Below are 14,070 nucleotides of genomic sequence, written 5' to 3' on the forward strand. Positions count from 1 at the left end.
TCCCAGCCCGACACGCCCTGTGTGTCCCCGATTTCCCGGGGCCCGAGACCCTCAGCACCGCGCGGGCGTACCTGAAAACGATTGGGCCGCACGGCCACTGGCTGGCCGAAAAGGGGCCGTTCAAATCGCCGGGCTTGCCGGGGCGAGCGATGCCGTGGGACGCGTCGAACGCCCTTCCCGAGTCCGGCGGCTGATGCCGATCGCGCCAAGGCGCAGCGCGGGTTCAGCGCGGACGCTGAAAACCCCCGGCCACCCAGTCCTCGGCCGCGGCCTTGCTGAGCTTGTAGTTCGGCGCCACGCGCACCTCGGCCAGGCGCGTGCCGGTGGCGTCTTCGGCGCTCAGGACCGCGTAGGGCTCGTCCTCTGAGGGCACGATGTCCAGGTTGACCTTGAGCCAGGCGCCGTCCTGCGCCACGTAGAGCGATTTGTGCAGCTGGGCGCGCAGCTGTTGCTCGTGCCGTTCGATGACCTCGCTGGCCGTCTTCACCAGGGTGTTGAAAGCGCTGCTGTCCAGGGGCTTGGGGTTCTTCTTGTCGCGGCCCATGGTCCAGGGGCCGACGAGCGCGGGCTCGGCATGGCCGTCGAGGTACATGGCCACGGCCCAGCCCTCGTCGTCCTCGTTCTTGATGACCTGGGCCGTCCAGCCCTTGTCGCGCCAGCGGCGGGGCTCTTGGATCAGGTCGGGGGTCGCGTCGTCGTCGTGCATTGGGGCGGGCCGGGAAGCAGGGCGCGGGATTTTGCGTGCACCGTTGTAAGCCTGACGACCGTCAGGCCGACTCATCCCCACCTAAAGTTCGGCGCCTGGGCGCGCTGCGCCCCCCGAATCGGTTCTCTGCCCCATGACCTTCCACGCCTTCACCCGCTGGGCCCTGGCCCTCGTGCTCCTGGGCGCCAGCGCCCTGGCCCCCGCGCAGGAGCAATCCGCCCCGGTCAAGTCCTTGCAAGCCGCAGCCCGGCTGCTGGCGCACGCGCCCGAGGGCGTGGCCCCGGGCAAGACCCTGTGGCTGGGCCTGGAGATCGAGCACGCGCCGCACTGGCACACCTACTGGAAGAACCCGGGCGACTCCGGCCTGCCCACCACCTTGAACTGGACCCTGCCCGGGGGGCTCACGGCAGGCGACATCCAGTGGCCGGCGCCGCACAAGCTGCCGCTGGGCCCGATGGTGAACTACGGCTTCGAGGGCAAGCTGCTGTTGCCGGTGGCCGTGTCGCTCCCCGACCCCTTGCCCGCCGGGCCGCTGAAGATCGATTTGCAGGCCCAGTGGCTGGTCTGCAAGGACGTGTGCATCCCCGAGGAAGGGCAGTTCTCCATCACCTTGCCCACGGGCAAGCCGCTGACCGCCCATGCCGCAGCCTTCGCGCAGTCGCGCGCTGCGCAACCGGCCACGGTGCCCGGTTTGAGCGCGAAGGCGCAGGTCGCCGAGCAAGACGGCCGCCAGGCCTTGGTGATGCAGGTGCCCGGCCTGCCCGCCGACTGGCGCGGCCAGCGGGTGAGCTACTTCGCGGGCGAGGCGGGGGTCATCGAGCATGCGGCCCCGGCTGGCCAGCGCTGGGAGGGCGAGACCCTGTGGCTCAGCGTGCCGCTGTCGCCCGTGCGCAGCGAAAGCCCGGCCGCCCTGAGCGCCGTGTTGCGCCAGGGCGAACGCGCCGTGGCCCTGCCCGTGGCCCTGGCCCAGGGCTGGACGCCAGGCCCCGCCCCGGCGGTGACGTTTGACACGCCTGCCACCGCCGCGGCGGCCAAGGCGCAACCCGAGGCCGACGGTGCCAGCGCGGCTGCGGCCGGGGCGGGCTTTGGCCTCGCCCTGGGGCTGGCTTTCGTCGGGGGCCTGCTCTTGAACCTGATGCCGTGTGTGTTCCCGGTCTTGTCGCTCAAGGCGTTTTCCTTGGTGCAAGACGACGCCCCCCACCGCCGGGGCGGGGCCATCGCCTACACGCTGGGCGTGGTGATCAGCTTCGTGGCCTTGGCCGGTCTGCTGCTGGCACTGCGCGCCGGTGGCGAGCAGATCGGCTGGGGCTTCCAGCTGCAAACGCCGTGGGTGGTGGCCGCCATGGCGGCCTTGTTCACCCTCATCGCCCTCAACCTGTTCGGTGTGTTCGAGGTGGCGCTGGCCCTGCCCGGGCACGTGGCCGGCTGGCGGGCCGAGCGCCCCTGGCTGGATCAAGCCGCCACCGGCGTGCTCAGCGTGGCCATCGCCTCGCCCTGCACGGCGCCCTTCATGGGCGCGGCCCTGGGCGCAGCGCTGGCCCTGCCGGCGTGGCAAGCGCTGTCGGTGTTTGCCAGCTTGGGGCTGGGCATGGCGGCGCCCTACGCGCTGATCGCCTTCGTGCCGGCCCTGGCCCGCCTGCTGCCGCGCCCCGGCGCCTGGATGGCGCGCGTGCGCACCCTGCTGGCCTTCCCGATGCTGGCCACGGTGCTGTGGTTGGTGTGGGTGCTGGGCCAGCAAACGGGCATCGATGGCGCGGTGGCGCTGCTGGTGCTGCTGCTGGGCATGGCCTATGCGGTTTGGGCCTGGACGCAAGGCGGCTGGGGTTGGCGCGTCAGCGCGGCGGTGGTGCTGGGCGCCGCCGGCGTGTGGGCCGCTCCGTCGCTGCACCAGCCCGAGGGAGCGACGGTGTCGGCCCCTTCGCCCCAAGCCAGCGGCTGGCAGGCCTGGAGCCCCGAGGCACAGGCGCAAACCCTGGCCGCGGGCCAGCCGGTGTTCGTCGATTTCACGGCCGCTTGGTGCATCAGCTGCCAGTACAACAAGCGCAACGCCCTCGCCGACGCGGCGGTGCTGGCCGACTTTGCGCAGCGTGGCGTGGTGCTGATGCGCGCCGACTGGACGCTGCGCGACGCCACCATCACCGCCGAGTTGCGTCGCCTGGGGCGCAGCGGCGTGCCGGTGTACGCCCTGTACAAGCCCGGCGCCACCGAGCCCGTGCTGCTGCCCGAAATCCTGAGCGCCGATGGCGTGCGCAGCAGCCTGGCCGCCACGCTCAACCCCTGACGCCACAGGGTTGGCGACTTGCTGATTTGATTCGCCCCTCACCCTTGTTTTTGGAGTTGCCCATGACCGATCGTCTCGCCCGCCGCACCCTGTTCGCCGCCGCCGCGCTGTTCGCTGCAGGTGCCCTGCACGCCCAAGCCGTGGTGGGGCAAGCCGCGCCGGCCTTGCAGGCCGTGGACGCCAGCGGCAAACCCGTGGCGCTGGCCGACTTCAAGGGCAAAACCGTGGTGCTGGAGTGGGTGAACCCCGGCTGCCCCTTCGTCGTCAAGCACTACGGCAGCGGCAACATGCAGGCCACGCAAAAGGCCGCCGCGGCGCAGGGCGTGGTGTGGCTCACCGTGAGCAGCACCGCCGCCAGCCACAAGGACCACAAGAAGCCGGCCGAGTTGGCCGCCTGGATGACCGAGCAGAAAGCCGCCAGCACCCTGCTGCTGGACGATGCCGGCACCGTGGGCAAAGCCTGGGGCGCCAAGACCACGCCCCACCTGTTCATCGTGAACCCAGCTGGGCAGGTCGTCTACAACGGCGCCATCGACAGCAAGCCCAGTGCCAACCCCGCCGACATCCCCGGCGCCACCAACTTCGTGACGCAGGCCTTGGGCGAGCTCAAGGCCGGCCAAGCCGTCAGCAAGCCCAGCACCACGCCCTACGGGTGCAGCATCAAGTACGCGAGCTGACCCGTCGCACGGCGGCCACCACCGGCCAAGCCGCCCCAGCCGCGGCCACGTGCTTGAGCGTGTGGCCGCTCACCCAGTCGCCGGTGGCGGCAAACACGGCGCTGTCGGCGCCCTCCAGCACCTTGGCCACGGCGTACCAGGCCACCACCGCGCCGAGGCTGATGGCGATGCCATCGGGCCTGGGCCGGCTGCCGAGGGCCAGTGCCAGCACCCAGAGCACGCCCCCGCCCTGCACCACGAGCCAGGGCAGCACATTGCCGCTCAAGGCGGGCAGTGTGGCGGCCAGCAGGGCCAGGGGCAGGCTCAGTCGCAGCATCCAGGCCGCGCCGGCGGGGCTCAAACGGTCGGCCGTGGCCGCCGTCAGCAGCCCCGCAAACGCCACGGCCATGCCGGCGCGGTCCAGGGCCAGGGTGGCGCCGCTGGGGGTCCAGTGGTAGACGGAGGAGCCCACCGCCGTCAGCAGCAAGCCCAAGAAGAACACCCACAGTCCGGCGTGCAGCCCGGGGGCCATGGCCGGCCGACGGCGCAAGGCCCACAGGCCGAGCAGGCCTGGCAACAAGAACACGGCGTTGCTGAGGGTGTCGGCCGTGTTGGGAATGCCCAAAAAGCAGCGGGCATCGGCAAACGGGTGTCCATGGGGATGCAAGTGGGCGTGCCCGTGTTCGTTCAGGTGAGCGAGCCAGCGCGCGGTCAGGGGCTCACCCAGGGCGAGGGCCAACACAGCCAGAGCGAGCAGCAGGAGGGCCAGGGCAGTGAACCAGCGGTGGGAGGGGGTCATCGGGGTCTCGACGGGGTGGCAACGGCGCGCATCGTGCGCGCCGCCCCGCGCCCTGGCAAGGCTGGTGCGGCGCGGGCGCACCGCTCGATACCGCGGGTCGCCCGCACCGGCACCCTTCCCCCTGCCGGAAGGTGGTGCAATGCCGCCATGCTCAAGCGTCGCACCCTCCTCGCCACCGGGGCCCTGGCCGCCCCCGCCTTCATCCGCGCCCAAGGGCTGAGCGCCCCGCAAAAGGTCGTGTTTGCCACCAACTGGCGGGCGCAGGCCGCGCACGGTGGCTTCTACCAAGCGCTGGTCGATGGCAGCTACGCCAAGGCCGGGCTGGCGGTGGAGATCCGGCAGGGTGGGCCGCAGGTCAACAACCGCCCCTTGTTGCCGGCCGGCAAGGTGGACTTCTTGATGACGGGCAACCTGCTGCATGCCTTCGACAACGCCAAGATGGGCGTGCCCACGCTCAGCGTGGCGGCGCTGTTCCAGAAAGACCCGCAGGCCCTGATCGCCCACCCCGGCCAAGGCTTCGACAAGTTCGAGGCCCTGGCCAAGGCGCCGCGCGCCTGGATCGCCAAGGACCTGCAGTTCACCACCTGGCAATGGCTCAAGCAGGCGCACGGTTTTCGCGACGAGGCGCTGCGCCCCTACCACTACACCCTGGGTCCGTTCTTGGCCGACCGGCGCAGCATCCAGCAGGCTTACTCGGTGGCCGAGCCGATCTATGTGAAGGAGCAAGGCGGCTTCGACCCCGTGGTGCACCTCATCGCCGACCACGGCTGGCGCAGCTACAGCACCCTGATCGACGCCCGTGCCGCCACCGTCGCGCAACAGCCCGACCTGGTGCAGCGCTTCGTCGACGCCAGCATCGCCGGCTGGAAGGCCTACATCACGGGCAGCCCGGCCCAGCGCGCCGCGGCCGATGCCCGCATGCGCCAGGACAACCCCGAGATGAAGCAGGCCGAATTGCTGGCCAGCCATGCGCTGATGGTGGGCCAGGGCCTGGTGGGCGACGTGGCGACCCTGGGCCGGTTGCGAGTGGCCCGGGTGGAGGCGTTCTTGCAAGACATGGTGAAGGCCGGGCTGTACAAGCCCGGCGAGGTGGCGCTGAACCGGGCGGTCAGCGAACGATTCACGGGTTGAGGCGCCTTCGGTGGCGGCGAGTCGGTCGCTGAGCGCTACGCTCAGCCGACGGACTGTGTCGCCGGCCCCCCGGGGCCGCCAGGAGGGTTCATGTCAGATGCCGATGCGATTCGCGCCTCCTTGCCCGACTTCTTTCGGAGCCTGGTTCAGGCCTTGCCCGACCTGGTCTGGATCAAGGACCCGAATGGGGTCTACCTCGCGTGCAACACCCGATTCGAGGCCCTGTACGGGGCGCCCGAAGCGGAGATCGTGGGCAAGACCGACGACGACTTCGTGCCGCCGGAGCGGGCTGCTTTCTTTCGCTTGCACGACCAGGCCGCCATCGCCGCCGATCGCACCCAAGTGCTCATCGAAACCCTGCGCTTCGCCAGCGATGGCCACGAAGAGCATCTGCAAACGATCAAGACGCCCATGCGCGATGCCCAGGGGCGACTGGTGGGGGTGCTGGGCATCGCCCGCGACCTGACGGACCAACTCAACCTGCAAGACGAGCTGGAGCGCAGCCTGTCACGGCTGCGTCAGGCCGAACGCATTGCCAAGCAGGGCTCGTGGGAGTTGGACCACCACCACCGGACGTTGACGTGGTCGGAACAAGCGCACCGGATTATTGGGACGGACACCGGCTCGACTTCTCCGGCTTACGCCGACTTCCTGGAGCGCGTGCATCCCGATGACCGCCCCCGGGTGCAGGCGTGCTTCGAGGCCTCGCGCCGAGACGGCGCGCCCTATCGCAGCCAGCACCGCATCCTGCGGCTCGATGGCGACGTCCGGCATGTGCAGGAGCACGGGCAGCACTTCGACGGCGACAGCGGACCGGCCCAGAGCACCGTGGGCATCGTGCAAGACGTGACCGAGCGCGTGCTGCAGGACCGTGCCTTGCTGGAACGGCAAGCCTTGTTCTCCGCGGTGGTGGAGCAATCCAGCGACAGCTTTGCCGTGGTGGACCCAGGCACTGGCCGTTTCGTGGAGTTCAACGACTCGGCCCCTCGCAACCTGGGCTACACGCGGGCCGAGTTCACCGCGCTGTGCATGGCCGACATCGAAGCCGATGCGGATGCCGCCAGCCAGGCCCTGCGCCTGGCGGCCATGTGCGGCGAGCAGCCGGTGCGCTTCGACACCCAACACCGCCACCGGGACGGCGGTGTGCGTGAGGTGCAGATGAGCGGGCGTGGCATCGAGGTGCACGGGCAGCGCTTCATCGCCGCCATCTGGCGCGATGTCACCGACAGCCGGCTTGCCGAACAGGCCATCCACCGCCTGTCCTACTACGACGGCCTGACGGGACTGCCCAACCGCCATCTGCTGAGCGACCGCGTGGCGCAACTGCTCAAGCGCGTCACGGCGGCAGAGCCCGCGGCCTTGCTCATCGTGAACCTCGACCGCTTCCATGCCATCAACGACGCCCTGGGGCGCGCGGTCGGCGACGAGGTGCTGCGCGAGGCCGCTCGCCGCTTGCAGACCTTGCCCCTGCACGCCGCCTCGGTCATGCACCTCGGGGCCGACGAGTTCGTGCTGCTGCTGGACGACGAGCGGGGGCGCGACGCGGCCGAAACCGGTGCGCAAGCCTTGCGGTTGGCCCACGCGACCCTGCGCGCGCTGCAGCAACCGATGCACGTGAACGAGCACAGCATGGAGTTGCGGGTGAGCGTGGGCATCGCCCTGATGCCCAGCGGTCCGCACGACCACTTCAGCGACGTCATGCGCCGGGCCGACACCGCGTTGCACCGCGCCAAGCGCGCCAGCGTGCAGCGGGTGGCCTTTTTTGACGAGGGCATGGGCGACGCGGCTCGGCAGCAATTCCATGTGGAGCAGGCCCTGCGCGAGGCCATTCCCGCGCAGCAGCTGCGTTTGTTCTTGCAACCCCAGGTGGACGTTCGTGGCCGCTTGGTGGCCGCCGAGGCCCTGGTGCGCTGGCAGCGCCCCCAACACGGCCTCGTGGCCCCGGGCGAGTTCATTCCCGTGGCCGAAGACAGCGGATTGATCGTCGATCTCGACCGCTGGATGCTCGGCCAAGTGGCCGACCTGACGCGGCGCTTGCGCGAGGCCGGCCGCCCCACGCGCATCGCCGTCAACATCAGCCCGCTGCACTTTCATTCGCCCGACTTCGTCAGCTGGTTGCAGGCCTGCCTGCTGCGCCAGCGGGCCCTGCCCGAGGACCTGATGCTGGAAGTGACCGAAACCTTGGTGATCGAGAACCTCACCGAGGTCATCGACAAGATGCACAGCCTGGGCGAGTTGGGCATTTGTTTCTCCATGGACGACTTCGGCACCGGCTACTCCTCGCTGGCGCACCTCAAGCGCCTGCCCATCCACGAGCTCAAGATCGACCGCAGCTTCGTGCAAGACGCCGTGGGCGATGCCGACTCGGTGGCCCTCATCAGCACCATCCTGGCCGTGGCCCACCACATGAACCTCGAGGTGGTAGCCGAAGGCATCGAGACGGCGCAGCAGGTGGCGTTGTTCGCCGGCTTGGCGCCACAGGTGCGGCTGCAAGGCTACTTTTTCGCGCGGCCCGAGCCCGAAGCGGTTTGGTGGCAGCGCTGGGTGACTTGATCGCGCCGGTCTTTGGCCGTTTCCAGGGGGAGGGGTGTCGGCGTCGGCTTTGCGCCTCGTCAAGGCGTCCGGGCCTCAGGCGTTCCACCATGGAGCCCTGTCCGTGAACCTCAGTCAGGAGCCTTCCATGTCCCTCTTTCACGCGGTGTTGTGGCTCGACCACCACCAAGCCCGGGTGCTGCAGTTCGATGCCGAGCACGTGCTGGCCGAGCGCGTCAAAGCGCACACCCACCACACCAAGCAGCATGGCAGCGCGGTGCGCACCGAGCATGAGTTTTTCAGCGAGGTGTGCGATGCGCTGGCCGGCATCGCCGAGGTGCTGGTGACGGGCTCGCGCACCGCGCAGTCCGACTTCAAGCACTACGTGAGCCAGCACCGACCCGCACTCGCCGCCCACATCGTGGGCTACCAAACCGTGGATCACCCGAGCGACAAGCAACTGGTGGCCCTGGCGCGTCAGGCCTTCGTCAAGCACGACCGCATGGCCGGCGTGCCCACGCCGACCTGAGCCGCACGCACGCCCTCAATCCGGCGCGTTGGTCCACCAAGCGCGCGGGGCGCGCCACTGCTGCACCCAATCCACCACGGCTTCGGCCGGCATGGGGTGGGCGATGCCAAAGCCCTGGCCCACCTCGCAGCCCAGCCACAGCAGCGCGCTGCCGTGGGCCTCGGTTTCGACGCCCTCGGCCACGACCTCGCGTCCGAAGGCTTGCGCCAGCCCGACGATGCCTTGCAGGATGGCGAGGTCGTCCGGGTCGTCCAGCAGGTTGCGCACGAAGCTTTGGTCGATCTTGAGCTTGGCCACCGGCAGGCGGCGCAGGTAGGTCAGTGAGGCGTAGCCGGCGCCGAAGTCGTCGAGCGCGAAGCGAAAGCCGCGCTGGGCGCCGTCGGTCATCGTGCGGCTGACGCCCAGCAGGTCTTCCAAGGCGCTGGACTCGAGCACTTCGAGCACAAGATCGCTCGCGCTGACTTGCGGATGGCTGCGCAGGATGTGCTCGACCTGGTCGATGAAGTTCGGCTGCTGCAGGTGGCGCGCGCTGATGTTCACGCTGATGGGCAGGTTCAGGCCCTCGTTCGCCCAGGCGGCGCGCTGCGCGATGACGGATTCGAGCACCCACTGCCCCAGGCTGCACTCGAGGGGGTGATCTTGCAGGGCCGGCAGGAACTCGGCCGGCGCCAGCAGGCCCCGCTCGGGGTGCTGCCAACGCACCAGGGCCTCCAGGCCCACCACGTGGCCGGTGCGCAGGTTCACCTGCGGCTGGTAGTGCAGCACCATCTCGTGTCGACCCAGGGCTTGGCGCAGGCCCTCGACGTTGGCGATGTGACCGCGCATCTCGCGGTCGCGCTCGTTGTCGAACACCACGAAGCGGTTCTTGCCTTGCAGCTTGGCGGCGTACATGGCTTGGTCGGCTTGGCGCAGCAGTTGGTCGCAGTCCACCTCTTCGTCTTGCGGGTACAGGGTGACGCCCAGGCTGGCCGACACCTGCAAGGTGAGCGCGCCCACGTCGTAGGGCACCGAGGCCGCCCACAGCAGTTGGATCAGCAGGGGTTCCAGGGCCGCAGCGTCGGGCAGGTCTTGCAGCACGACGACGAACTCATCGCCGCCCAGCCGCGCCAGCGTGTCGCCTTCGCGCAAGACCTGCTGCATGCGGCCGGCCAGGCCCACCAGCAGGCGGTCGCCCACCTCGTGGCCGTGGGTGTCGTTCACGGCCTTGAAACCGTCCAGGTCCAGGTAGGCCACCGCCAGGCGCATGCCGCGACGGGTGGCCAGGGCCAGCGCTTGGCGCAGGCGGTCGGCCAGCAGGGCTCGGTTGGGCAGGCCGGTGAGGGCGTCGTGGTGCGCGTTGTGCTCCAGCCGCTGCTCCTGCTCTTTGAGTCGGGTGATGTCGCTGATCAGGCTGACGAATTGCGTCACGCGGCCTTCGGCGTCGCGAACGGCCGTGATGGTTTGCTGCGTGGCGTACAGGTGGCCGCCGGCATGGCGGCTCCAGACCTCGCCCTGCCAGGTGCCGGTGGCTTGCAGCTCGGCCCACTGGTGCTCGAAGAAGGCGGGGGGATGCTGGCCCGAATCCAGCCCATGGAACGAGCGGCCCACGAGCTGGTCTCGGGGGTGACCGCACAGGCGCTCGAACGCGGCGTTGACGTCCACGATGCGGCCCAGGGGGTCGGAGATCACGATGCCCTCGCGGGCATGGTTGAACACCTCGGCCTCCATCCGCCAGCGGGCGTGCTGAGCGCGCTTCAGGCTCCGGTGCGTCCACCACGCGTGCCGGGTGGACCATGCGACCAGCCCCAAGACCGCCGCCAGCCCCAGCATGGCCGCGCCGCGCAGCGCAGCAGCTTCGACCCACAGGGCCGCGACCGTGGCGACCACCCAGGCGCCGCCCACCAGCCAGAGGGCCGCTCGGGGGCGGGTCAGGAAAGCGGGGGACGCGAACATCGGGCAACCCCACGCAACACGGCGGGGCGGAAGGGCGGGCAGGGGGCGGTGCGGCGAAAAAGCCAGGCGTTGTAACTGGCGTTGCCCCTGTCACCCCCTGGGGAAGTCCCGAGCGATTGGCCCGGCTCCCCTGGTTCCCCCCAGGACCTGGGGAGGGCGGGCGCCCAGCACAATAGCCGAATGGGCTTTTTCTACTGGACCATGGCGATCCTCATCGTCGGCACCTTTTTGCCGGCGGCGTTCTACTTCGCGATGTTCGTCTTCACCGGGGAAGACGGCTGCTTGGACCGGGCCAAGACCCTGTGGGCCTACACGCGCGTTTTCACGCTGGCCACCCTGAACATCTTGATTTGGGGCCATGTCATCGTGGGGCTGTGGCAGCTCGCCTTCGGTTAGGCGCCGCCGCCGGTTTCAGCGCAGCCCGTCGTTGAGGCGGGCCAGCGCCTCGGCGCCCGGGCACAGCGCGGCCTCGTCCAAGCGGTTCAGCGCGCCCGCGGGCAGCTTCATTTGCTGGTGCAGGGTGCGCGGCTCGGGGTTCACGTAGATCAGGCCCGTGGGCAGCTCGCCCTGGGCCTGCAGGCGTTGCACGGTCGTCATGGCGCTCAGGCGGTCGCGCGGGTCGTGATCCGCTTGCAGTTTGCGCAGGCGCAGCAGGCTGCCGTCGGCCTGGGGCACGTCCATCACCGCCGCGTCGCCGGTGGGGGCCTCGGCCAGGTCGATGAAGTCGATGCGGTTGAGCGCGGCGTTGTGCTCGCGCACGTGGTCGTAGCTGCGCGTGCTGCCGGCGTGGTTGTTGAAGGCCACGCAGGGGCTCACCACGTCGATGAAGGCGGCGCCCCCATGCTGCAGGGCGCCCTGGATGAGCGGCACCAGCTGCGCCTTGTCGCCGCTGAAGCCGCGGGCCACGTAGCTGGCGCCCAGCTGCAGGGCCAGGCTCACGAGGTCGATGGCCACGTCGGTGTTGGTCGCGCCCTTCTTGCTGCGGCTGCCGGCATCGGCCGTGGGGCTGAACTGGCCCTTGGTGAGGCCGTACACGCCGTTGTTCTCCACGATGTAGACCATGGGCACGCCGCGGCGCATGGCGTGGGCGAACTGCCCCAGGCCGATGGAGGCGGAGTCGCCGTCGCCGCTCACGCCCAGGTACAGCAGCTCGCGGTTGGCCAGGCTGGCGCCGGTCAGCACGCTGGGCATGCGGCCGTGCACGCTGTTGAGGCCGTGGCTGGCGCTCAAAAAGTAGTCGGGCGTTTTGCTGCTGCAACCGATGCCGCTCATCTTGGCCACGCGGTGCGGCTCGATGTCCATCTGCCAGCAGGCTTGCACGATGGCGGCGCTGATGCTGTCGTGCCCGCAGCCAGCGCACAGGGTGCTGATGCGGCCCTCGTAGTCGCGCCGCGTGTAGCCCACCTTGTTCTTGGTGAGCGTGGGGTGGTGCAGCGTGGGCTTGGCGATGTAGGTCATGCGGGGCTCCCGACGGCAGCTTGGTGCACCGATTGCGTGATGGCGTCGCGGATGAAGCGCGCGGTGATCGGCGTGCCGTCGAAGTGCAGCAGCTTGCGCAGCTTCTTGGGGTCGATCTCCAGCTGGTTCACCAGCAGGGTGCGCAGTTGGCCATCGCGGTTTTGCTCGACGACGAACACCGTGTCGTGCGCCGCGATGAACTCGCCCACCGACGCGGCGAAGGGGAAGGCGCGCACGCGCAGCGCGTCCAGGTGCAGGCCTTCTTGGGCCAGTTCGTGCAAGGCCTCGTCCATGGCCGGGGCCGTGCTGCCGAAGTAGACGACGGCCAGGCGCGTGGCGTGCGTGGTGTTCGCGGCGGCGCGCACAGCGGGCTGCGGCGCCAGCTGTGCGGCCGTGACCATCTTGCGCTGCAGGCGGTCGGCGATGTAGCGGTAGTCGTCGCCGCGCTCGCTGTACACGGCCAGCGCGTTGTGCGTGCTGCCGCGCGTGAAGTAGGCGCCCTTGCTGGGGTGCGTGCCCGGCAGCGTGCGCCAGGCCAGGGCGTCGCCGTCCACGTCCTTGTAGCGCTCGAGCTTGCGACCGGCGTCCAAATCCTCGCGGGTCAGCACCTTGCCGCGGTCGTAGCGGCGCGCGTCGTCCCAGTGGAAGGGGCGGCACAGGCGCTGGTTCATGCCGATGTCCAGCTCGCTCATCACGATCACCGGCGTTTGCAGGCGGTCGGCCAGGTCCAGCGCCGTGGCGGCGAACTCGAACAGCTCGGCCGGGTCTTCGGGGAACAGCAGCACGTGCTGCGTGTCGCCGTGGCTGGCGTAGGCGCAGGCCAGCAGGTCGGCCTGCTGGGTGCGCGTGGGCATGCCGGTGCTGGGCCCACCGCGCTGCACGTTGACGATGGTCAGCGGCACCTCGGCGAAGTAGGCGAAGCCCAGGAACTCCTGCATCAGGCTGATGCCGGGGCCGCTGGTGGCGGTGAAGGCGCGCGCGCCGTTCCAGCCCGCGCCCAGGATCATGCCGATGGCGGCGATCTCGTCCTCGGCCTGCACGATGGCGGCCCGGACTTCGCCCGTCTCGGGGTCGGTGCGGAACTGTTTGCAGTAAGCCTGGAAGGCCTCGGCCACCGAGGTGGACGGCGTGATCGGGTACCAGGCGCACACGGTGGCGCCGCCGTAGACCATGCCGAGCGCCGTCGCGGCATTGCCCTCGGCAAAGATGCGGTCGCCCACGGCGTCGGCGCGTTGCACGCGCAGGCCCAAGCCTTGCTGCGCGAGGTGCTCGCGCGCGAAGGCCGCGCCGGCGCGCAGCGCCTGCACGTTGCCGTCCAGCAGCTTCTCCTTGCCCTTGTACTGCTCGGCGAACAGGGTTTCGATGACGGGCAGCTCGACCTGCATCAGCTCGGCCAGCGCGCCCAGCACGAGGATGTTCTTGAACAGCGTGCGCTGGCGCGGGTCCTCGTACGTGGCGTTGCAGATCGCCGTGGCCGGCATGCCGATGGCGGTGATGTCGTCGCGCAAGCTGCCCGGTGGCAAGGGCTTGGTGCTGTCGTAGAACAGGTAACCGCCGGGCTCGAGTTCGGCCACGTCGGCGTCCCAGGTCTGCGGGTTCATGGCCACCATCAGGTCGATGCCGCCCCGTCGGCCCAACCAACCTTGCTCGCACACGCGCAGCTCGTACCAGGTGGGCATGCCTTGGATGTTGCTGGGGAAGATGTTGCTCGGGCTGACCGGCACGCCCATGCGCAAGATGGCGCGCGCCAACAGCTCGTTGGCGCTGGCGCTGCCGCTGCCATTGACGTTGGCGAACTTGATGACGAAGTCGTTGGTGGATTCGATGCGGCTCATCGTTGGGTTTCCTTTGCGTGAGTGCGCGGAGCGACTGCGCGTCCAGGGTCGCTTGGGCGCGTGCCTCGGGGCAGCCCGCAGGCGCTGTCCGCCCTGCACCCGGAGTTCCTTTTGTCTTGCCAAAAGGAACCAAAAGCGCCGCCCCGGCTCCAGCGCCCCAGCCTTCGGCTGGGGTTCCCTGCGCTGCTCGTTCCGGGGGGCTGCGGGATTG

General features: G+C 69.8%; 11 protein-coding genes. 6 read left to right on the top strand and 5 right to left on the bottom strand.

Annotated elements, in window-relative coordinates; all coding sequences use genetic code 11:
- Window positions 1-223: 223 nt before the first annotated feature.
- Window positions 224-706: a hypothetical protein gene (locus O9335_RS04570; RefSeq protein ID WP_298384190.1), complete on the bottom strand. Its 483-nt coding sequence runs from the start codon at window positions 704-706 to the stop codon at window positions 224-226.
- A gap of 133 nt (window positions 707-839) precedes the next feature.
- Here O9335_RS04570 and O9335_RS04575 point away from each other — a divergent pair, with 133 nt between their 5' ends.
- A complete protein-coding gene (locus tag O9335_RS04575) occupies window positions 840-2,987 on the top strand; it encodes a protein-disulfide reductase DsbD (protein ID WP_298384193.1) in 2,148 nt (715 codons plus the stop codon).
- A 62-nt stretch (window positions 2,988-3,049) separates the two neighbouring features.
- Window positions 3,050-3,664, top strand: coding sequence for a redoxin domain-containing protein (locus O9335_RS04580; protein WP_298384196.1), 615 nt, complete (start codon window positions 3,050-3,052; stop codon window positions 3,662-3,664).
- Here O9335_RS04580 and O9335_RS04585 read toward each other — a convergent pair.
- On the bottom strand, window positions 3,648-4,442 hold the full coding sequence (locus tag O9335_RS04585) for a hypothetical protein (RefSeq protein WP_298384199.1): 795 nt from the start codon (window positions 4,440-4,442) through the stop codon (window positions 3,648-3,650). The genes O9335_RS04580 and O9335_RS04585 overlap by 17 nt on opposite strands.
- Before the next feature lie 147 nt (window positions 4,443-4,589).
- Here O9335_RS04585 and O9335_RS04590 point away from each other — a divergent pair, with 147 nt between their 5' ends.
- From O9335_RS04590 to O9335_RS04600, 3 genes are all read left to right on the top strand, one after another.
- Complete coding sequence (locus O9335_RS04590) at window positions 4,590-5,573, top strand: ABC transporter substrate-binding protein (protein WP_298384201.1); 984 nt, start codon at window positions 4,590-4,592, stop codon at window positions 5,571-5,573.
- A gap of 90 nt (window positions 5,574-5,663) precedes the next feature.
- Window positions 5,664-8,126, top strand: a complete 2,463-nt coding sequence (locus O9335_RS04595) for an EAL domain-containing protein (RefSeq protein WP_298384203.1) — start codon at window positions 5,664-5,666, stop codon at window positions 8,124-8,126.
- A 127-nt stretch (window positions 8,127-8,253) separates the two neighbouring features.
- Window positions 8,254-8,634, top strand: coding sequence for a hypothetical protein (locus O9335_RS04600; RefSeq protein ID WP_298384206.1), 381 nt, complete (start codon window positions 8,254-8,256; stop codon window positions 8,632-8,634).
- A 15-nt stretch (window positions 8,635-8,649) separates the two neighbouring features.
- Here O9335_RS04600 and O9335_RS04605 read toward each other — a convergent pair whose 3' ends face one another.
- Window positions 8,650-10,566, bottom strand: a complete 1,917-nt coding sequence (locus tag O9335_RS04605; protein ID WP_298384209.1) for a bifunctional diguanylate cyclase/phosphodiesterase — start codon at window positions 10,564-10,566, stop codon at window positions 8,650-8,652.
- A gap of 180 nt (window positions 10,567-10,746) precedes the next feature.
- Between O9335_RS04605 and O9335_RS04610 the strand changes: the two genes are divergently transcribed.
- Window positions 10,747-10,962 carry a hypothetical protein gene (locus O9335_RS04610; RefSeq protein ID WP_298384212.1) on the top strand — a complete coding sequence of 72 codons (216 nt, stop codon included), beginning with the start codon at window positions 10,747-10,749 and terminating at the stop codon, window positions 10,960-10,962.
- A gap of 15 nt (window positions 10,963-10,977) precedes the next feature.
- Here O9335_RS04610 and O9335_RS04615 read toward each other — a convergent pair whose 3' ends face one another.
- Both O9335_RS04615 and O9335_RS04620 read right to left on the bottom strand, forming a co-directional pair.
- Entirely contained in the window at window positions 10,978-12,024 is a 1,047-nt protein-coding gene (locus O9335_RS04615; RefSeq protein ID WP_298384215.1) for a 2-oxoacid:ferredoxin oxidoreductase subunit beta, read from the bottom strand.
- Window positions 12,021-13,859, bottom strand: a complete 1,839-nt coding sequence (locus O9335_RS04620; protein ID WP_298384218.1) for a 2-oxoacid:acceptor oxidoreductase subunit alpha — start codon at window positions 13,857-13,859, stop codon at window positions 12,021-12,023. The genes O9335_RS04615 and O9335_RS04620 overlap by 4 nt, the downstream gene beginning before the upstream one ends.
- Window positions 13,860-14,070: the final 211 nt, after the last annotated feature.

Origin of the sequence: Inhella sp. (genome assembly GCF_027532025.1) — a bacterium.
GTDB lineage: Bacteria > Pseudomonadota > Gammaproteobacteria > Burkholderiales > Burkholderiaceae_C > Inhella.

Coding starts and splice junctions, on each gene's coding strand:
- O9335_RS04570 (WP_298384190.1), bottom strand. CDS start 706: ATGCACGACGACGACGCGACCCCCGACCTGATCCAAGAGCCCCGCCGC.
- O9335_RS04575 (WP_298384193.1), top strand. CDS start 840: ATGACCTTCCACGCCTTCACCCGCTGGGCCCTGGCCCTCGTGCTCCTG.
- O9335_RS04580 (WP_298384196.1), top strand. CDS start 3,050: ATGACCGATCGTCTCGCCCGCCGCACCCTGTTCGCCGCCGCCGCGCTG.
- O9335_RS04585 (WP_298384199.1), bottom strand. CDS start 4,442: ATGACCCCCTCCCACCGCTGGTTCACTGCCCTGGCCCTCCTGCTGCTC.
- O9335_RS04590 (WP_298384201.1), top strand. CDS start 4,590: ATGCTCAAGCGTCGCACCCTCCTCGCCACCGGGGCCCTGGCCGCCCCC.
- O9335_RS04595 (WP_298384203.1), top strand. CDS start 5,664: ATGTCAGATGCCGATGCGATTCGCGCCTCCTTGCCCGACTTCTTTCGG.
- O9335_RS04600 (WP_298384206.1), top strand. CDS start 8,254: ATGTCCCTCTTTCACGCGGTGTTGTGGCTCGACCACCACCAAGCCCGG.
- O9335_RS04605 (WP_298384209.1), bottom strand. CDS start 10,566: ATGTTCGCGTCCCCCGCTTTCCTGACCCGCCCCCGAGCGGCCCTCTGG.
- O9335_RS04610 (WP_298384212.1), top strand. CDS start 10,747: ATGGGCTTTTTCTACTGGACCATGGCGATCCTCATCGTCGGCACCTTT.
- O9335_RS04615 (WP_298384215.1), bottom strand. CDS start 12,024: ATGACCTACATCGCCAAGCCCACGCTGCACCACCCCACGCTCACCAAG.
- O9335_RS04620 (WP_298384218.1), bottom strand. CDS start 13,859: ATGAGCCGCATCGAATCCACCAACGACTTCGTCATCAAGTTCGCCAAC.